General features: G+C 63.7%; 14 protein-coding genes and 1 tRNA gene. 8 read left to right on the forward strand and 7 right to left on the reverse strand.

Annotated elements, in window-relative coordinates; all coding sequences use genetic code 11:
- The first annotated feature begins 120 nt into the window (after window positions 1-120).
- Window positions 121-438, forward strand: a complete 318-nt coding sequence (locus K1X74_02130; GenBank protein MBX7165125.1) for a hypothetical protein — start codon at window positions 121-123, stop codon at window positions 436-438.
- Here K1X74_02130 and K1X74_02135 read toward each other — a convergent pair.
- On the reverse strand, window positions 401-2,479 hold the full coding sequence (locus tag K1X74_02135) for a neutral/alkaline ceramidase (protein MBX7165126.1): 2,079 nt from the start codon (window positions 2,477-2,479) through the stop codon (window positions 401-403). The two genes, K1X74_02130 and K1X74_02135, sit on opposite strands and share 38 nt — an antisense overlap.
- Window positions 2,480-2,781: 302 nt before the next feature.
- On the opposite strand from K1X74_02135, the gene K1X74_02140 reads away from it, so the two are divergent.
- On the forward strand, window positions 2,782-4,362 hold the full coding sequence (locus K1X74_02140) for a hypothetical protein (protein ID MBX7165127.1): 1,581 nt from the start codon (window positions 2,782-2,784) through the stop codon (window positions 4,360-4,362).
- 291 nt (window positions 4,363-4,653) lie between these two features.
- Here the strand turns inward: K1X74_02140 and K1X74_02145 are convergent, their stop codons facing one another.
- From K1X74_02145 to thrS, 3 genes are all read right to left on the reverse strand, one after another.
- Complete coding sequence (locus tag K1X74_02145; protein MBX7165128.1) at window positions 4,654-5,208, reverse strand: hypothetical protein; 555 nt, start codon at window positions 5,206-5,208, stop codon at window positions 4,654-4,656.
- Between the two features lie 1,020 nt (window positions 5,209-6,228).
- Entirely contained in the window at window positions 6,229-7,497 is a 1,269-nt protein-coding gene (locus tag K1X74_02150) for an ankyrin repeat domain-containing protein (GenBank protein MBX7165129.1), read from the reverse strand.
- 81 nt (window positions 7,498-7,578) lie between these two features.
- Window positions 7,579-9,582 (reverse strand): threonine--tRNA ligase, encoded by a 2,004-nt coding sequence (thrS, locus tag K1X74_02155; GenBank protein MBX7165130.1) that lies wholly within the window; start codon window positions 9,580-9,582, stop codon window positions 7,579-7,581.
- A gap of 827 nt (window positions 9,583-10,409) precedes the next feature.
- Here thrS and K1X74_02160 point away from each other — a divergent pair.
- From K1X74_02160 to K1X74_02170, 3 genes are all read left to right on the forward strand, one after another.
- A tRNA-Val gene (locus K1X74_02160) sits at window positions 10,410-10,483 on the forward strand.
- A gap of 122 nt (window positions 10,484-10,605) precedes the next feature.
- Window positions 10,606-11,775: a site-specific integrase gene (locus K1X74_02165; GenBank protein MBX7165131.1), complete on the forward strand. Its 1,170-nt coding sequence runs from the start codon at window positions 10,606-10,608 to the stop codon at window positions 11,773-11,775.
- A 43-nt stretch (window positions 11,776-11,818) separates the two neighbouring features.
- Window positions 11,819-13,198 carry a hypothetical protein gene (locus K1X74_02170; GenBank protein MBX7165132.1) on the forward strand — a complete coding sequence of 460 codons (1,380 nt, stop codon included), beginning with the start codon at window positions 11,819-11,821 and terminating at the stop codon, window positions 13,196-13,198.
- Window positions 13,199-13,402: 204 nt separating this feature from the next.
- Here the strand turns inward: K1X74_02170 and K1X74_02175 are convergent, their stop codons facing one another.
- From K1X74_02175 to K1X74_02185, 3 genes are all read right to left on the reverse strand, one after another.
- Window positions 13,403-15,235 carry a hypothetical protein gene (locus tag K1X74_02175; GenBank protein MBX7165133.1) on the reverse strand — a complete coding sequence of 611 codons (1,833 nt, stop codon included), beginning with the start codon at window positions 15,233-15,235 and terminating at the stop codon, window positions 13,403-13,405.
- Window positions 15,236-15,254: 19 nt separating this feature from the next.
- Window positions 15,255-16,124, reverse strand: coding sequence for a hypothetical protein (locus tag K1X74_02180; GenBank protein ID MBX7165134.1), 870 nt, complete (start codon window positions 16,122-16,124; stop codon window positions 15,255-15,257).
- Between the two features lie 572 nt (window positions 16,125-16,696).
- Window positions 16,697-17,038 carry a DUF1580 domain-containing protein gene (locus K1X74_02185; protein MBX7165135.1) on the reverse strand — a complete coding sequence of 114 codons (342 nt, stop codon included), beginning with the start codon at window positions 17,036-17,038 and terminating at the stop codon, window positions 16,697-16,699.
- Window positions 17,039-17,331: 293 nt separating this feature from the next.
- Between K1X74_02185 and K1X74_02190 the strand changes: the two genes are divergently transcribed.
- The 3 genes from K1X74_02190 to K1X74_02200 all read left to right on the forward strand — a co-directional run bounded on the left by K1X74_02190 (window position 17,332) and on the right by K1X74_02200 (window position 19,525).
- A complete protein-coding gene (locus tag K1X74_02190) occupies window positions 17,332-18,375 on the forward strand; it encodes a hypothetical protein (GenBank protein MBX7165136.1) in 1,044 nt (347 codons plus the stop codon).
- A 584-nt stretch (window positions 18,376-18,959) separates the two neighbouring features.
- Window positions 18,960-19,331, forward strand: coding sequence for a DUF1257 domain-containing protein (locus K1X74_02195; protein MBX7165137.1), 372 nt, complete (start codon window positions 18,960-18,962; stop codon window positions 19,329-19,331).
- A complete protein-coding gene (locus tag K1X74_02200; GenBank protein MBX7165138.1) occupies window positions 19,328-19,525 on the forward strand; it encodes a DUF2997 domain-containing protein in 198 nt (65 codons plus the stop codon). The genes K1X74_02195 and K1X74_02200 overlap by 4 nt, the downstream gene beginning before the upstream one ends.
- Window positions 19,526-19,550: the final 25 nt, after the last annotated feature.

Raw genomic sequence — 19,550 nt, forward strand, 5'->3', positions numbered from 1 at the left:
ACGGGTACCTCGGGCCGAACCGAAAAGCCGCATTGGCGCGATTGTAGGTTTCGAGGCACGGAACTTGCCGCGTTTTCCCTCGTGGGGCGAAAAACACCATCCCGAAAGCGAGGCGACGCCATGATCGCCAAAGATGCCCGCAAAGCAGTGGATGCCGTTGGGCCGCGCCTGAGCGACCGGGATGTGGCCCTGGAAACCGCGATCCGCAACGCCTGGAGTCTGTCGGGCGACGCGCAGATCCGCCGGCTCGCCTGCCGCGCTGCCGAAGGGTTGATCATCCTCGACGGCGAGGTAAGCAGCTATTACCGTAAGCAGCGCGCGCAGGAAATTGCCCGCGCAACGTCTCGCGGCTGCGAGATACTGAATCGCGTCGTGGTGAGCGACGAAGCGGTCAGCGGCCTTACGGCGCCAACTCGAACGGCGGTGAATGCGCCGTGAACCGTTGTACCGAGCCCGACGACTTGTACCGTCCGTAGTGGACCAGCCGGTAAGTGCCTGTGGGCGCATCGGGCGCGGTCTCCCAGGTAATGGTCACCTGGAACGGGTCGGGCGAAGTCGAGTAGCGCGGCGGCGCCAGTTCGAGGAGCGCCCCGCGCTGGGGGCCGGCCGGTTTCTTGGCGGCCTCGGGCGAGATGCGCTGCCATTGGGCCGTGGTGTCCCAATCGTGGTCGCGGCGGACGACTTCCCATTTGTCCGGCGCCTGAACCAGCCGCTCGACGGCCAGGAACTCGTCGTGCCGGTCGTAATCGTTCACCGGCAGGCCGGTCCAGAAAGTGGCCGCGACGGGCTCGCCCGGGGCATATTTCTTACGCAGTTCGCCGACGACGTCGCCGAATTGCGCATCGGCAGGCTGCCGCTCGTCGGGACCGTCGAGCTTAGTTGCGCGCTTCAGCAGCGTGCGCATGTCGGTGGGCTGTTCCGACGATTCGACCGGTTGGCCGCTGCGCAGGGCCCGGGCCAGACGCACGAACTCCTGGCGATAGCCCGCCTCGGTCCAGGGGCCGAACAGCGTATGGCCGCCCTCGTATTGCTGCAGTTGATATTCGTGCCAGGTCGTTACATAGCCGGCAAAGTCGTTGGAATAGCCGGCCACGACGACCATTTTCGGCTCGATGCCCAACTCCCGGCCGACGGCGGCGCGAAACCGCCGCCCGCTCATCGTGGTGTATTCCGCGGGCCCGACGACGAACGCCAACTGGCCCAAGCGCACGACGGCCAGCGGCACGATCTGCTCGTGCATCGGCGGTTTCGCCAGACCGCTGGCGATGAGCACCGCCTTGGGCTTCTGGCACTCGAGAAACTCGGGCGTCGCTTTCACCTGCGGCAGGACGATTTTGATGAGCGCGTCGATCGCGGGCTCGGTCTTGGTCATGCCTTCCTTGAACAGCGGGTGGCCGCCGCCTTCGGCCTCGGACCCGGCTGCGAACGCATAGCCCCAGGCCGAAGGACAGGTGCGCCGCTGGCCGTCGTGGGTGAACTCTTCGGACACCTCGAGCTTCGACAAGTTGACGAAGCCGTGGCGAATCTCGATCGGCCCGCTCAGCGGCTGCTCGGCCGCGGCGAACAGTTGCAATGCCGTGTCGGCCTGGCGGCCCCCCATGATCGTGCAACTCTCGACGATCGTGCGGCCCGGCCCGGTCGCGTCGAGGTTCAAGTTCGGCGTGGCATCGCCGCAGTTCGTGTTGGCAAACGCCGCGACGAATGGGCCCTGCTGGGGCGCGCCGGCCAGCTTGCGCTCGCAGAAGTCGGCCGCGTAGCCTTTGTTGTCGCTCGTCGACAACTTGTAGTGGAAGTCCATGCTCGTCGGATGCACGGCGAACCAGTTCAACAGGCCGATCGCCCCGTCGTCGCGCACGAACTTCAATAGCGTCATCGTCGTGTCGACCGGTTCGTCATACTGGGCCCGTTCTTCCGCCGGGTTGTTGCGATAGGCCACGGCCGAGCGGTTGGCGTTGCCGTTGTTCACTTCGCCCTGCGCCAGCAGGATCCTCCCCGGCGCCAAGTCGGCGTCGGCAGCGATGATGGCTTCGGAAATGCCGTCGACCAGGGCGTCGAAGGCCTGCGGGAAGAAGTCGCCGCCCAGCACGCTGATCGACAGGTGATGGTGATACCCGCCCGGCGCGCCGTGCGTGTGCGTGCCGGCCAGGATCAGGTTGGCCTGCCCGTAACGGTCGCCGAGCTTTTCGCCGACGCGCTCGAGCACGGCGAGCTTCAAGGTGTGCGTGACGAAGGCCAGGTCGCACGTGACATACGCCAGCCGCGTCCGGTCCTCGAGATCGCTGACCGCAAAGGCCCGGGCATAGAGCTTTTGCCGGACGCCCTCGCCGACCTGCTTGGGATGGACGTAGCCGAGCATCTGAATGCCCCAGACGGGCAGCGAGATGTCGGCCGACGCGCGGCCGATTTTGTAATCCTGGGCGCCGGCAACCGACGGGACCAGGCCAGCGAGCAGCAAACAGCAGGCGACGCAGCGATTCATATCCACAACATCCAGGGCCAGAACAACGGGGAAGCAGACCGACCGCCAGCATGACGTCGCGGAGGTCCCCGCGCCGGCACACGATTCTAGACGCAATTTCCGGCCGGTGCGCGGCGCGCCCCTGCCTGCAACGCTAGCCGCCCGGTTTTCTCTCGAAACGGCCGACAAAGTTCCCGGCCGGTCCTGGTCGATAAACATCGAGCGGCAAAGTCTGCGCGACCGGCCAGGTTTCGCGGGGCACGACAGCTTGCTCTCGCCCCGGGGCGCGGCGCCGACGCGCGAACGAAAAGGCGACTCCGCCGATGCACGATCGGTCGCTGCAGGGCGTGGCACCCCGGACTGGCGAGGCGGCACTGACGCGCTCGTTCTGGCTGTGGTGCGCCGTGGTCGTGATCCCGCATGCGGCGCTGCTGGCGGCCCCGCCGGTCAATCTCGAGTTCGCCTTTCTCGAAGGCACGCGCAGCCTGCTCGATCCGCAGTATGCCGACGGCGCGACGCGCTATTTCGCCTACCAGGCCAACCCGTTGGGCTACTCGCTCTTGTCGGCCGGGCTGTGCCGGGCGTTGCAGTTGCCGGCGGCCGATTGGTCGCTGCGCCTGCTGTCGCTCGCCGGCGGCGTGGCCCTGCTCGCGGCCGGACGCGAATGGTTCCGCCTGTTGCGGCCCGGGGCCCTGGGTCAGTTTCATCTCTGGGCCGCCGTGACGATGCTTTGCCCCTTGGTGTGGATCTACACCGGCCGCGGTACGGCCGACATCTTGCCGGCAGGGCTGGCTTGCCTCGCGATCGCCTGGTGCTGTCGGGCCCGGCTCGATGCGCGCTTTCACCTGCTGGCGGGCACCTGTTTCGCGCTCGCGGCGATCGTCAAGTTCAACGTGTTGTTGATCGGTTGCGCATTTGTGCTCCTGGTGTTGCGCCAAGGGGGTTCGCTCCGCAGCCGGGTCGCCTATCTGGCGTGCTATACGCTGCTACCGGCTGCCGTGCTGGGGCTGTATTTCGTCTGGCTGCACCAGCGGTTCGACGTGCTGTTGCTGGGCGACCGCTTCAAGTCGATGCACAACCCAGTCGGCTATGCGCGCCAGTTCTGGACCGTGTTGGCGCTCTACCTGTCGTACCTGGCGATGCTGCCCGGCTTGCTCAACGTGCGGCCCATCGTCGCCTGGCTCGCCGGCGGCTCGCGCACTCGGGCCATCGCGCTGGCGGTCGCCGGCCTGGTCTTAGCCTATGCCCTGGGCAGCGTGCTCGAGGACGCCAACCTGGGCGAGATGCGCTTCGGCGGGTTCGACTACCTGTTGCCCTCGTGGGCGTTCCCGTTGTTGCGCGGCGGTTGCCTGGTCCTGGCCCTGGCGTTGTTTGGCGATATTGCGGCGCGGGCCTGGCGCGAGCGCGACGAGCTGAGCCTGCTGCTGTTGGCCGCGGTGGTGCCCTATCTGCTGGTGTCGAGCCTGTCGCGGCCCGCGCAGCGCTACCTGTTGATCTGCCTGCCGCTGCTGTTGTTCTACCTGGTGGCGGCGTTTCCCGAGCTGCGGTTCCGCGGCAAGCAGCGGCTCGCCTGGGCCACGGTCGTCATGTTCGCCGGCCTGAGCGCCGTCGGTTCGTGGTACTCGGTCGAGCAAGGCACCGCCGCCGCGCGGATGGTCGACTGGATCGCCGCCGAAGGCCTCCTCGATCAAACGCACCCGGGCGACATCGAAGCGCACGCGGCGCACCGCTTCCCGATCCGATCGAGTGCGCCGCCGCAATTCTCGGTCTCGGCCCAACCGCAAACGTCCGCTCTGCACGTCGAACGCGTCACCCTGTTCGGCCGGCAACTACGGGCCTATTCGCTCTATCGAGTCGACGGCGCACCGGTCACCACCGCCGCCGCCGAGGGGCATCTGCGCTGAGGCGTGCGCGGTTCTTTGCCGGGACGTCTGCCGAGCCATTTCTGCGTTCGTCGTCAAGACCGGTGGGTGGCTGCTCGAGTTCGGCGGCGCTTACGGCCAAGCTTCATCCATGGCCGTAACGGTCGAGCGACGAACACTACGCAATCGATGATGTGTTCCGCTAAAAAGTCGTCGAGACTCTTCCGAGTTGTTCAATCCGTGCCGGGTGGCGATGCGTAATTGTCGCCGCACGAAGCCAGTTCCGCCCCTGAATCTGCTTTCGGTGGTGGACTACTTCGTCCGTTTCCGCACTCAAATCAGCCGGAATACCGGATGGTCACCTCCAACTTGAACCGCCACCCCGGCAGCTACTATCCAAACCACGAACATGACTAATGCGATCCAGACGGGAAGGCGTGTGATGCTAATGCAATCACAATACCAGGAGGTTATCCACTTCGCTGGGCTGTCAATCGCGGGCTGGGAATTCTGCGTCAGTTGAAGCGGTCGCACGCATGAAACAACCTTCTTGCCGACGTAAGCGGTTTTCATAAACGCAAACTTTCGTGTACCTCTTGTCGCGATTCTTCGCGCCGCAGCCTTTACACGAGCGCGATACGACTCTGCAAGGTATCGATCCTGTGCAGCAAACAGATACCAGACAAGAGATACCAACACCCCCAAGCCACATACAGCGACAGCACACGACACGTTGTGTTGTTCAAGTAAGCACCAGCCAAAGCCCGCGAAAAGGGCCAATTGCACCGTGAGAAAGAACTGAAATCGTTGCCAGAGGCGATTGAACTGCCCTTCGAGGTACCCGAGCGAAAGTTTGTAGTGCTCGACCAGGAACTCATGCGCTTTCACAGTTCTTGCCTTGTCTAACGAATGTGATCTGCCGGGACAGGGGTTCGGCTAGCTTCTTGATCTGTCTGTTCCGTCGGTTCAATTCTACTCCACCTGCACCACGATCCACCACGTTGTGCTACAAGGGTGTCGACCACGGCAGGCAATTCGAAGTCATCCTTCTGGTTGCGTGCTTGCACTGACACGGCGCGCGAGCCTGGCGGAGCGTGATAAGTCGTATGCGATCGGTCACGTAAACCGGCACAGATGTCGCAATCGTGGGCCACTGGGCAAGTGCGGCGGATAACATGATGACCGAATATCCCGCCGCGTCGCGGCATGACGGCCTTGGCCATTCATATCGGGAACTCGCCGCGAGTCGACCGCGCCAAAGACCCGCTTGAGAAGTGCGATCGTCCGAGCGGCGTGTGTCACGAGCAGAAGCGGCGAGGCACACCGATAGGCGTCCGGCCTCTGGTTCGACGAGTTTGTGCCGTCACGCGCGGTAGCGCTTCGTACGGCTGGCAGCTTTTGGTCGTCGAATTGCAAGGGCTCCACAGTTGCCAGACAGAAGAACCGTTGCGGCTGCGTGAACTTCGTGGGACGATACCGAAGCGCCAGCACCGCGCACATCTGGATGCGCGGCGCACGCCGAGCAGCGAGCGGCTGAGATCAGCGGCGAGTCAACAGCGAAGCGTGTTCCTGGTGTTTTGGAAGCACGCTTTGTCGCATTCGGTGCAGGTGTTGATGGACCCACATGGCGCTCGTCCGTTTGGATGCGTGTGCGTCCTCCTGTTGCTGGTCGCGATATTGACGCTTTCATTCGGAGTGTTGTGGGCGACCGTGGCAGCAAAAGAACGAAGCGCAGGCATCTCGGTAATCCTGTTTTCCGCGATCGTGTTCTGTATCGCTAAATGGGCCTGTCGGCGTTCTTGACCGGGTCACAAAAAGGAATCGCGGGCAAAGCCGCACTTTCGAACTTGTATGCGCCGGCGGAAGGTCGTTGGGTGTCGTCGCGAGCGATTCGTGACGAGCCGGCAGTTATGCCATCAGGCGCCACTGCAATCGAGTAAGGTCGAGCTCAAATTCGTGTTCATTCGGAACCAGCCGAGGTGTTTCGTCATCAGCGACGAGCTGAATCTCTCCCCCTACGATGCGGATTGAATTTCGATCTGGATCATAGCTTGCACGATGGCCGTGGATCCAGCCCGGCATCTCTCCGGCCGTTTCGACCGGCGTGATTCGCCAAGATTCGAGCATCAAGCGATAAACGGGCGTATATCCGGAGCGCCTCTGCGTCGGGTGCCCCAGGCAGCCGACAATGTAGATGCCATCTCGACAGAGCGTGGCAGTGTGAAAGTCGGTCGGCGGAAAAACGTCTTGGGGATAACCGTAGATCTGGAAGTCGCCCTTGCCGTCGTGAATCACAACATCGTTGTAAATGAAGAAGTCGGGGTCGTAGTAATCCTCGTGCTCCCCTGCAATCTGGACAAAACGCCCATCGTCGAGTGGTGTCAGTGACGAGCCAAACCGGTCGTAGCACCAGACGGCGCCTGGTTCTGCGCTTGGATTGTGGTCGTTGAATTGTTCGCGCGCCGAGTGGGCATTGACGCCGGTTCGGATCATCTCCTGCCAGAACGGAAAGTCCATGCGTTCGGGATTTTGGCTCCCATGGCGTGGCGATTTGTGCCTTCGATAGTCGCTCGGGGCGATGCGCAACTCGCGCCCGGTTTCCAGTCCCAGCATCGCCCGTTTGACCTCATTCGGTGCCAGATTCAGATCGTCCCCCGCCTCCAGGAACAGCTTTAAAACCTCGACGCTCTGAACATCGGAGATAATCGGCGTGACCGTTGGATTCTGGCCGCGGTCGCGAGCCGACTGTTTGCTCTGTTCGATCGACTCACGCCATTCCGTTTCCGATAGATCTCCCTTTGGGTCAAAGGGCGCCAATTCTTCGAGCAGCGACTCGTGATAATCGATCTTCTTCAGGGGATACCTGGGATGGTGTCCGCGGTCTACACCGAGACTCAGCAGCAGCCGGACGCCGTCTGTAAAATCGGCATCGACCGCATGTCGCAGAGCCGTGGCATTGAAGTCGTCTGCCAGTTCTGGGTCCGCTCCGTGCTGAATCAGCAGCTTTGTCTTCTCCAGGTCCCTTGACCCAACTGTCAGCATCAGCGCCGTCATGCCAACGTAGCCGGGAGCGTCAACGTCGGCACCGTGCTCCAAGGCGGTACTCAGCTCTTGCAGGTCGCCTTCGGCTACGATCCGATGGAACCGAAGCGCTTCAGCGCTTGGTGAATGAAACATGCGTCCTTCTTGCGGCTCGTGCCCTAGACACAGCACCAAAACGCATCGCCCACACCGCGGGCCCCTACGAGCACGCTCGGCCTAGTACTCGTCCTTCCGGCTGCGGTCGTGCAGGCCGGCGGACGTTTTGACGACTTGCCGCACGCGCCGCTCGGTCACTTCGGCCTGCAGCCGGGCGATCGCGTCGGGCAGGCTCATCGCGCCCAGGTCGCCGTCGATCCGGTCGCGCACCGCCACGCTGCCCGTCTCTTCCTCGCGGGCACCGATCACGAACATGTACGGAATCAGCTTCAACTGGGCGTCTCGAATCTTGCCGCCGATCTTCTCGGGCCGGTAGTCGCCCGACACGCGGAAGCCCGCCGCGCGCAGTTGCTCCTCGACCCGGCGGGCATAGTCGACGAACTTCTCGCTCACGACCAGCACGCGAATCTGCTCGGGCGCCAGCCACAACGGAAACGCCCCGGCAAAATGCTCGATCAACACGCCCACGAACCGTTCGAGCGAACCCAACGGCGCGCGGTGAATCATCACCGGACGATGCGGGTGGTTGTCGGGCCCGATGTATTCGAGCGCGAACCGCTCGGCGCTGGGCAGGTTGTAGTCGAGCTGCACGGTGCCCAATTGCCATTCGCGGCCCAACGCGTCGGTCACCACGAAGTCGGCCTTCGGACCATAAAACGCCGCTTCGCCCGGCTCGATCGACAGGTGCGGCAGGTCCAGTGACCGGCACACCGACTCGAGCGCCGCCTCGGCGCGTTGCCAGGCCTCGGGACTGCCGACGTACTTGTCGCTGCCCGGTTCGCGAAAGCCCAGCCGCACGCGATAGTCTTCGAGACCCAGGCTGCGCAGCACGTAGCGCGTCATTTCGATGCAGCCGCGGAACTCGTCGGCCACCTGGTCCTCGGTGCAGAACAGGTGCGCATCGTCCTGCGTGAAGCCGCGCACGCGGGTCATGCCGTTCAGCTCGCCCGACTGCTCGTAGCGATACACCGTGCCGAACTCGGCCAAGCGCAGCGGCAGGTCGCGATAGCTGCGCGGCTTCGACTGGTAGATCATGATGTGGTGCGGGCAGTTCATCGGCTTGAGCAGGTACTTCTCGCCCTCCTCCATCTCGATCGGCCGGAACTGGCTGTCGGCGTAGTAGGGATAATGGCCCGAGATCTGGTAGAGCTCGACCCGACCGATGTTGGGCGTGTAGACCGGGTCGTAGCCGCGGCGCACCAACTCGTCCTTGATGAAGTTCTCAAGCAGCCCGCGCACGGCCGCCCCGCGCGGCAGCCAGAGGATCAGGCCCGATCCGACCAACGGGCTGATGGTGAACAGCTCGAGCTGCTTGCCCAGCACGCGATGATCGCGGCGCTTGGCCTCTTCGACCCGGTGCAAGTAGTCGTCGAGTTCGGCCTTGTCGAAGAACGCGGTCGCGTAGACGCGCTGCAACTGCTGGTTCGAGGCATCGCCCTTCCAATACGCGCCGGCCACCGACAGCAGCTTGAAGGCGCCGATCTTGCCGGCGCTGGGGATGTGCGGCCCGCGGCACAGGTCGACGAACTCGCCCTGGCGATAGAACGACAGCGTGGGATGCTCGGCCAGGCCCGTGCTGATGTGCTCGACCTTGAGCGGCTGGCGCAAGTCGCGCATCAGGTCGATCGCGCGCTCGCGCGGCTCGAGAAACCAATCGAACGCCTCGTCTTCCTTGACGATCTTGGCCATCTCGGCCTCGATCGCCGGGAAGTCGGCCTCGCTCAGCTTGTGCGGCAGGTCGAAGTCGTAATAAAAGCCGTTGTCGATCGTGGGGCCAAAGGCCAACTGCACGCCCTCGAACAGCCGCATCACGGCCCGGGCCATCACGTGGGCACACGAGTGCCGCATCACGCCCAGGGCCTCGGGGTCCTTTTTCGTGAGCAGCCGCAACGCGACCTGGCCGCTCTCGGGCAGGGGCACTCGGGGACTGACCGTTTGGCCATCGACGGCTGCAGCGACGGTCGCCTTGGCCAGGCCGGCGCCGATTTCGGCGGCAATCTCCAGGGGGGTGATCGGTCGGGAATACTCGCGGACGCTGCCGTCGGGAAGCTTGACCTGAAGCATGGGAAAGAGGTTTCACCGAAAGAGGTTACGGCCGTCGCCCCCCTGCCCTACAATGGCAGTGGTCCCGGCATCGGTCCGCAAGTCAGGCGAGTGTATCGCATCGCCACGGCGCTCGCCTAGCAGCCGGACGCAGATTGCCCTTCTGGACTGCTTCACCAAGCGCCAGGTTCGCGACAGCATGCCGTGCGTGACGACGGTCGCCGCGCGCACCGCCAGCGCCAGGCGCGGCAACTGCTGTGGTGCGAGCTGCGGCGCACGCCTGGTGCGGCAGGCCTCGGAGAATTTTCTTGGGGCGCCGCGGCAGCACCGCACGCGAGTCGGACCGAGCTAAGACGCAAATCCCGCGGCAACGCTCGCGAACTCGCCAGTTGCCTTTCGACTCTCTGCGACACCGCAGGAAAGCATGATCGGGGGCGCCACGACCGCCGGCTGATTCGCCCATACTCTACGTGAAGGGCGCAGCTCCATGCCGTTGCCGGCACGCCGAATCAGGCGCGACGAACAATGAGCAAAACGTTGTCCACGCAACGGATCTTTGCGTGCTTGCCTGCCGGGCGCTCTCGTCCGAATGCAAGGGGCCGGTGCCAGACGAGCATGTCTGCCCGCCGGGGGTGAACGGCACGGGCTTGCGAACGGCGTTTCTTGAGGCTGCCGTCCGTCCGATTTCTCGGCAAATCGCCCGATCGCCGCGCCGGGGGGCCCAGGTCTTGACCTTCGCCCCCCCGCGCGTCAAAGTGCGTGGGCATAGTCAGACGACGGGAAGAGAGGGATAGGGATGCACTGCCGCCGTCCCGCGGACTCCCCTCTTGCCTTGTACGTCACCTATCGGGCGATTAGCTCAGTTGGCTAGAGCACCAGCTCGACAAGCTGGGGGTCACAGGTTCGAGCCCTGTATCGCCCACTCAACCTAAGATCAGCCGAACGCAAGAGTTAGCGTACCTGCCGACGGTCGGCAGTGCGGCATACTCCCGGACGAAAAAACCGTAGATACGGTTTTGAGTCAAACTGGGGGAGCTGCGCACGATGTCGAATGTCGGTCCTCGCGTTCCCAAATACGCCCTCCACAAGGCCAGCGGTCAGGCCGTGGTCACCCTCAACGGGCGGGACGTCTACCTGGGCCCCTATGGCTCGGCTGCCAGTCGGGCTAAATACGACCGCACGGTCGGCGAATGGCTGGCGGCAGGCCGGCGCACGGCCGAAGCGAGCCGGGCCGTCACGGTCGACGACGTGATCGCCGCCTACTGGCAATTCGCCGAGACCTACTATCGCAAGCAGGGCGAACCGACCGGCGAGTTGGACAATCTGCGACACGCCCTGCGGCCTTTGCATCAGCTGTATGGCCCGACCGAGGCCAATACGTTCTCACCGCGGGGACTGAAGGCCCTGCAGCAGCGGTGGATTGAACAGGACATCTCCCGCGGAGTGATTAATCAACGGATCGGCATCCTCAAGCGGATGTTCCGCTGGGCCGTCGCCGAGGAGCTCGTGGCAGTGACCGTCCATCAGGCCCTCACGACGGTGGCCGGACTCAAGCAGGGCCGCTCCGCTGCACGGGAAACGGCGCCCGTTCTGCCTGTAGCCGAGGACGTGTTTCAAGCCACGCTGCCCCACCTGCCCGCCGTCATCCGCGATATCGTCCTGCTCCAGCGGTACTGTGGCTGCCGGCCGAGCGAGGCCCTGTTGATCCGGCCCGGCGAGGTCGAACGAAACGGAGCCGTCTGGATCTATCGACCGACGCGCCACAAAACCGAACACCGGGGCCGGGGGCGACAGATTATGCTGGGTCCACGGGCGCAAGCCGTCCTATTGCCCTACTTGGACCGCGAACCGGAGGCCTACTGCTTCAGCCCACGTGAAGCCGTCGCGCAGCGGGCGCGCCGCTTGCGAGCGCAACGGAAGACGAAAGTCCAACCGAGTCAACGCGACCGCCGCAAAGCCCGACCTCGCCGTCCGCCCGGCGACCACTACGAACATCACACCTACGCCCGGGCCATTCGCCGTGCATGTGAAAAAGCAGGTGTGCCCCCCTGGTGCCCCAATCAACTGCGGCATGCGGCGGCCACCGCGATCCGTGCGCAGTATGGCCTCGAGGGCGCCCAAGTCGTCCTCGGTCACAGTCGTGCCGATGTCACCCAGATCTACGCCGAACGAGATTGGCTCAAGGCCCAGCAGATTGCGGCCGAGGCCGGTTAACCACGGGTCCCGTTTGGGGACCGCGCATTCGGAGAGCGGTATTATGCCTCGCCAACCTGTTGAACCGGCCTGCAGCAGTTCTCCCAGCCTCGATCCGCTGCTGCGACGATCGCAGGACGATCGACTGGCCGGGACCGCGACTACGCAGTTCCTGCTGGCCTTCGAAATGGGCAAGCGGCTCAACCAAGTCCGCTTTTTGATCGAGCGCCTGCCCGAGTTGTATCTCGAGCGTCGTCTGGGGACGGCCCATCAGGTCGAGCGCTATATCCACAGGCTGGTCGACACGCTCGCGCGGCACTGTTGCCTTGTTTGTCGACCGGCACACTTGGACCGGATCGAACAACGACTGCGGGCGTGTGAGCAGGCCTGTGGCGAAGAGTACTTACCCGCCCAGCGACCGCGCGATCAGAGTGTCCCAGCGTATTCAAGTGCTCTGCAGGCTGACCAGCAGTCCTGCGCCCGAATGCGAGCGGAGTGGGACCCGCACCTGGCGACGTGCGACGAGCTGCTCCAGACCCTGGAGCCGCCGTTCGAAATTGCCTGTTGTCTGGGGATAGAACTGGACCGCCTGTGGCGTCCCCGCGAGCCCACGAAGCTGCCCGAGGACGATTGGTACTGGCCACGTTGGCAGCCAGGCGAGCTGCACGTGCCGCCTCACCAGCTGCAATGGAACATCGACGAGAGGTCGCAGCAATTACAGTCGCTCTGGCAGCGGGTCAGTTCCGTTGCAGGAGCCGTTCCGAGCGGGCCGCCGCAGCACCGTTTGCCGGTCCCAGCAAAAAGTGCTGGCCCAGCAGAGGGCAATTCTATCGATGACTGCGATGAACCAGCTGACTGCGTTGACCGCAAAGACAACGCAGCCAATGGCAAAGGACACGCAGATGGCGATGTGCGCTGCGCGGACGATTGTCCTGAATACGTGACCACGCTCGATCAGTTTTTGCGAGCAGAACTCGCCAGAATCTCCTCCCCCCAGTCGGCCGGCCAGCCATCGGCGAGCGCCCCTAAACCGGACAGCTCAGCAATCGCGGCTGCTGGACCGCAGGTCCATATCGATCCTCCAGGGAACCATTGCGCCGTGGCGTTTCTTGGTCGCTCTTGCGGGATCTCGAATCCCGATACGGCCCGTTGGCTCAAGAGACTGATCGAAAGGAATGGACAGTGGCTCGCAAAGGGCGATCCAGCCTACGTGCCGCGGCCAGGCCAACATCGAGACAAGTTACCTGACCAGCTCCAGCCATGTATCGAAATTAAAAAAGGCCGTGGTGCTCGTTGGAGGCCTGAGGCCTGGCAAGCGCTCGATGCGTCGACAGATCTGGCGATGAATACTGCCCACGAGAGCGCGGCGTCGTCCGCGCACGACACGAACAGCACTGTCTCACCATTCGCGGGAGTTGCCGGACGTGCAGTGTCCGCTTCCTAGTCCAGCCTCACAGTCGGCGACCGCATTCCGACGCGATCATTTCGGTAGGTCGTTGAGTGCCACACGTCGGACGTCCTCGGCCACACGCGGCACCGCCGGCCAACCAGCACGTACGGGCCCCGCGTGGGAATGCCAAGGCCCACCGCCCGGAGCGAAGCGGTAGCGAGTCGGTGTGATCCGGTGGGGTGGCTGCGGCGTGCCGGATCATCTCTCGAGGGCGTCCTCGACTAGCTGATCACAGACTTCATTCCAAGCGTCGCCGCTGTGGCCGCGTACCCAGCGGGCAACCACCTTGCGCTGTTGCATCAAGGCATCGAGACGCCGCCACAGGGCCACATGCTTGAGACGACGTGACCGACCTGGGGGGCCGGCTCGCCACTGTTGGGCCGCCCAATGGGCCAACGCGTCCTGAATCGCATCGACGACATAGCGTGAGTCGCTCACCAACTCGATCCGCGAGCCAGGCGGCGTGGCTTCCAGGGCGCCGATCGCTGCCAACAATTCAGCCAACGGCGCCGACCCACCCCGGAACGTCTTGCGGGCCTGGCGGATCACCCGCCCCTGGAAATCGAGCACAACAAAGGCGCATCCGCCCAGCGACGGATCGCCTCGTCGATGGCCGCCGTCGCAATACACCTGATAGTCAAAAGCACCGGCCGCAGACGGTTGCCCTGCGGAAACAGGGCAACCGCCACGGCCGGTAGATCGGTCTTCGAACTTTTCTAATGCGGCAGCGGAGCTGCCGGCGCCGTACAGAACATCCCAAGTCCATCGTCGCCGCAGGTACGCCCGGTAGGCCGTGCGCCAGCTCCTGAGAAGTTCTCGATCGCTCGGGATCTCTTCCCAGGCCTGGAGTGTCGCGATTTCTCGGACATGTGCCAGCACGTCCTTGTGCATCACCGTGGGGAAAGTCGCGGCTGCCTGTTCTAGCCAGCCACGCACCGTACTTTGAGCATGCTGAACTGCCCTCGGCGCACGGTGCGCTTCGGACAGTCCGTCGGCGAGTTTTTCCCAGCTCGTCGCTGGGATGCTCACCTGAAGGGATCCCTCCCTCCAGCCGACGTTGTACCCTAGCCAGTCGATCGTTTCCCCGCCTTGCAGGTCGGCTTCCTGCGTGGCATCCGGTCGTAGTTTCATCCCGGTGGGGACGAGGATCTCCTGCAGTCGCTCGAGAGCGGTGCAGGCCTCCTGTGTGTCGCGACACACCAACAGCAGATCGTCGGCGTTCCGAATCATGGGTGGCAGGTTGGGATCGCTTCGCCACCGCCGATCCAAAACGTGCGTCAGGTACACATTCAACAGTAGCGGCGACATTGGGCAGCCTTGGCCGATGCCCTTCCGTCGCCCCCGTTGAAAACTGACGATCAGGTTGATGACGTCGGCCGGCAGGTACTGCCTTAGCAGGGAGGGCAGCCTGCCGCACGGCACGTTATCGAATGCCTTCTCCAAGTCGGCCGTCACGAGGACGTAGCGGCCTTCCTGTTGCATCAGCGATTCGGCATGCCAGAGCGCCGTGTTTCGATCCCGGCCCGGTCGGCCGCCGTGGCACCGCTCATCGAACGTCGGGTCGATCAGTGGCGTGACGGTCAACTGGGTCGCCTTCGCGGCGATACGATCGACTACATTATCGATGGTGAGAACTCGTTGTCCTGCTTTTCCGGGTTTGGGTATGGCTAGCTGTCTAACCGGTCCAGGTCGGTAGGAACCGTTGAGAATGATTTGACCGAGACAGCGGGCGATCATCCACCCGTCGTGCGAGGACAAGGTGTCGAATTCGACACCATCGGGCCCGGGTGCCGTCCCACCCTTGGCTGTCAGCGACTCGAAAGCCGCCATCAGCATGCGTGGGTCGGCGATTGTGGTCAGGAGCCCCTGCTGGAACTCCTGGTCACGCTGGGGAACTTTCTGTACGTCCCGACAAGCACGCACGTGTCGGCGCAGGAACTGCGCGGGTCGATGCCCGTACAGTCGGTCCGCGCGGGCTCGTGCGCCGGCGGTCAGATTTGCGTCTCGCCGCCGGCCAAGACTTTCGTACATGTGCTGCTCCTTTCTAAATCTAGTAGCAGAGTTCCCAACCTTGACGAACGTAAGCACTCAGGCGGGTATCCATCCTGGTCCAGGCCGCAGGGCGGTCCGGGCCGACATCCAGCACGTCGAGGACCACCAGCTGCCGGATCCGGCGGTGGACCTTGATCACCGAGTCGCTGCAGGGCCAAGCCCCCGGTCCGTCTGCCCGGATTACCAGCGAGGCCGACAGGCCATGGCGCTCGACAAACTGCTGGGTACAGATAGTGAAGGCGCGTTCACTTTTTGAGCTCGAAACTCGGGGCGCGAGAGACCGCAAGGCAGAGTCGGGCAGCAGCTCTTGCAAGATGCGGCCATGCTCGACGGTCTCGACAATGATTGCCGCCGCGCTATCGGCCCTCCGCAGGCCCTCGAGCGTGGCGCGCAGTTTGGGGGCGAGGGGCCATCGCGCGCTCAGCGGCCTGCGGTACGACCGGCGGTACTCCATGACGAAGTCGCGGATCTGCTCGTTCCGCTCCGTGTTGTGCCAGATTGCGGCGCGCTTCTCGTCGAGCGTGAGTGTCCGTCGATCGGCGAGCACCGCGGGCACGGGCAGCAGTCCGAAGGCAGCCGATGCATTGCCCGAGCACGCCACCCCCGCGTCAAAGATCACCGGGCCAAACGCCGCCTCGAGCAGCAATGCTTCGCGTGCGGTGAGCTTGGCCGCCCGAGAGACTGCCGCAAACCGGCCGATGGGCCCGCCAGTCAGGCCGCGCGTGCGCTGGGCATACCACAAGGCGGCGTCGAGGCCGGCAGCGATCAGGATGTCGGCATAGGTATCGTTAACGCACTCTAACTCGACGCCTGGTACCACCCGGACATGAGCCCGTTGCTCATTGCGATCCTCGCGGTTACTGCTCACCGCGGGACAGCCCGCGGCCCGCAACCGGTGTTCGAAGCCTGCAGCCACCCTCCAAGACGGCACGCCGACGAGTATCCGCGCCTGTGGCCAGTACCTGGCCGAATGCAACACAATCGAAACTGGGTCGTCGGCGCGGAGCGTCAAGAGTTGCCCCGACCCCCTTTCGGCCATTCGGGCCAATAGAAAGACAACGGCCGGATTTACGTTGGGCACACTAAGGTAGTCGCGAGCCTGGAAAAACCATTTGCGCGACCGCAATCCCGGAGTCACCGTGACTGTGTGACCCAGGCAGCGCAGATGCGCGGCGACACGCGATACGAGACCTAGGGCGAAGCGGAGGGAGGCGGGCGGAGCCTCGTCGTGTACTTCTTCAATCCACAGCGACAAGGGTTCGTCGATCAGCCGTAGGGAACCGTCCGTTTGGACAGTGGGTCGGAGCCCCGGCAGCGTTAGCAGGGGCTCAATCAGGGGCCGGTACCGCGTAGCAACTTCGGCGTAGTGCGGTTGGCGCCGGATCTCGACGTTTTGGGCGGATCGCTGCGACGATCGAGGCTTGGAGTGCGACATGTGCGTCATCGATCAACTCGGCACGCATCGCGGTCGTTTTCTGAGTAGTCTGCCGCGATACCGGCAACGCGCAGCACTTCGTTCGCCGATCGGCTCGGCTTGGCAAGGTTGCTCGTGGGCGCGGAAGCCAGCGAGCACGTGCCGTTGGTAGCTGCGACGAATCGGTGTACTGCTTCCCGGCTCGTCAGCACCTTGCCGCCCACCTTTACGGTTTCGAGGCGCACGCCACGGAGGCCCTTGGTCGCCCAGCGAAACCAGGTCGCCGCATCCGGGCGCCAGCTGGCGAAAAGTTGTTCGGCGACTTCATTGAATGTTAGGAGTTTTTCGCGATTAACATCGATCGCCATGTTCTGACCCGTGAGGAAGGTTTTTGCCCCCGAATACATCGAATTCTCTCTGCGTCTCTGCGACGCACAACGCGCGAAATTTGGCACTGCCAATGTCGTAAAACGCGCACTAAGACGCACGATGTGTCAGGGTGCTGGGGCAGGTACGTTAATAGTCAGACACGCGGACAATGAGCCGCGTGTGGCAATCGCGGCCTAACGTTTGCCGAACCGTTAGCGGTCCGGCTGATCGTGAGTCAGGATCGTGCAGTGGATTACCGGCAAAGAGGGTGAAGGCAACAACTCGCCTGGCGGTGCTGACCGTCAGCATTGCTCCGCATTCGGGACTGGTTCATCGCAGCATGGCAACCAACCACGAAATACTTGTGCAGCGAGGGCCCGCGTGGCGTTGGCAGCGAGCCAGCGACCTGATTCACGCGGGCCGTAACGCCTGTCGTCGCCGTGACGATCTACTCACGCTTCGCGCCGTGGATTACGTGCGGGCTTGGTTGCGGGCGGGCACGGCGCGGCGGCAACAGACCGTGATTCGAAAATTCCCCGAAATCCACAGCGCCCGCTGCCTCGCCGAGAGTCCGCGTGAGCAGCGCTGGATGCTCGAGGCCAGTCTGTTGGCCGGACTCCAAGACGCCGAGATTGCCCGCCGACTGGAGTTATCCGTAGACGCGGTCCGGGGCTTTGCCGAGTTGTTCTACGATGTCCGTCCAGGACTCGAAGCCACCGATTGGGTGCTTGAGCACGCGATCTTCGGCCGCCGAAACTGCGAGCGGTACGTCGATCCGGTTTACGAGGAGGCGCTTCGGCTGGCCTACCAGGGTGGTCCGCAGGTCCTAGAGGCAGTCATCGAATGTTTTCAGCGGTGGCCCGGCCTCTGGTACGAGGACTTCGGCGCAAAAACCCACGAAAGCTGCGCGCCGATGCACTCGGAGGCAGCAGCAGAGACCACCTTCGCTGACTCGGGGGAGGCCGCAGATTCACTAAGTTGCCCCGATGCGGTTCAAAAATGCGGTCGCGGCGTTCAAAAACGCGGTCGCAAGAGTGAAGCCGAAGACGCCGGTGGCCGCTTGAACCGCGAAAACCGGGGCAACACCGTTGGCTCCGACCGCACTTTTGAACGGCTGGCCAAGGTCGCCTTGGCCCTCCAATTGGCCGCATTGCCCGAGTCAATTCAGCGTGGCCCCAGCTGGCTGCGGGCGCTGGAGTTGATGCGTAAATGGCTGGCTGAGCTGGAGTTTTGCTCTCAGCAACTTGCCGAGCTTACGGGCGATGAACGACCGCAAGTGGTGCTCACGACGGTTGACATCCCGGTAGAAAATACCCCGCTATCGGCGGCTGGCTAGTTCAAAAATGCGGTCGGCGTTCGCGCTGAAATATGATGCGTGCGCAACGCGTCGACGCGGGGGACCGTCCCCGTAGTACAGGAGCTGCATCATGCCCATCGAGCAGCGAGGAACGGCACGTTACTTCTACCGCAGCGAGCGGCGCGACGGACGCGTGCGGCGCGTCTACTATGGCCGCGGTCAGCTCGCTGAGGTACTCGCCGCGCTTGAGACGCTCGTGCGCCAGGCGCATGCAGAGCTCCAGACAGCCCGTCAGGCAGCCGTGGCTCGCTCCAGGGCTGCGGAGGCCAGTGAGGCGACAGACGGCGGTGAACGGGGCTCTCAGGCCGTTTAACGCGGTGCTCGAAGTCACTCCAGGTCAGGCCATGTGCCGAGCTCTCTTCGGCTTCCGCAAAGCCGCGCAAATTCGCGCAAATATTGCGTCATATCTCTTTGCCGAGGGTTAGCGCTTGCGCTGCCTCGCTAAGGGCGCCACTGCCTGATGGCGCTGCCCGTGCGCAACGCTACGCCCGGCAGTCCGAGAGCGGACGACGATCCGCTTGTTCTACACCCACACTCACAAGACGAACGAAAGGAGCATCTGCGTGTCCCACATCGTCACGATCGAAACCCAGGTCCGCGATCGGGCGGCCGTAGCTGCCGCGTGTCGGCGGTTGCAACTGGCCGAGCCGACTGAGGAATGCGTGCGGCTGTTTAGTGGCAGTGTCACGGGGCTGGCCGTGCGGCTCCGCGATTGGAAGTTTCCCGTTGTCTGTGACCTCAAGGAGGGGCGCGTGCACTTCGACAATTACGAAGGCGGCTGGGGCGATCGCCGCGAGCTGGATCGCTTCCTGCAAGCTTACGCCGTCGAAAAAGCTCGACTCGAGGCCCATCGACATGGGCACAGCATCGTCGAGCAACGGCTACCCGATGGCTCGATCAAGCTCACGATCCAACTGTCCGGAGGTGCTGCATGACGCGCGTGATCGAGATCCTTGTCTCGCCCGAGGGACAGACCCAGCTTCAAACCCGTGGAATTGCGGGACCAAGCTGTCAGGAGGCTAGCCGGTTTCTGGAAACCGCGCTGGGGCAGGTTACCGCCGAACAACGGACGGCTGAGTACCACCTGCCGGCGACTCGGGCACCGCGGCTGCAAACGGGTTCGTCATGATCCCCTTCTGGGGTTGTCTGTGCGC

Source organism: Pirellulales bacterium (assembly GCA_019694435.1).
GTDB lineage: Bacteria > Planctomycetota > Planctomycetia > Pirellulales > JAEUIK01 > JAIBBZ01.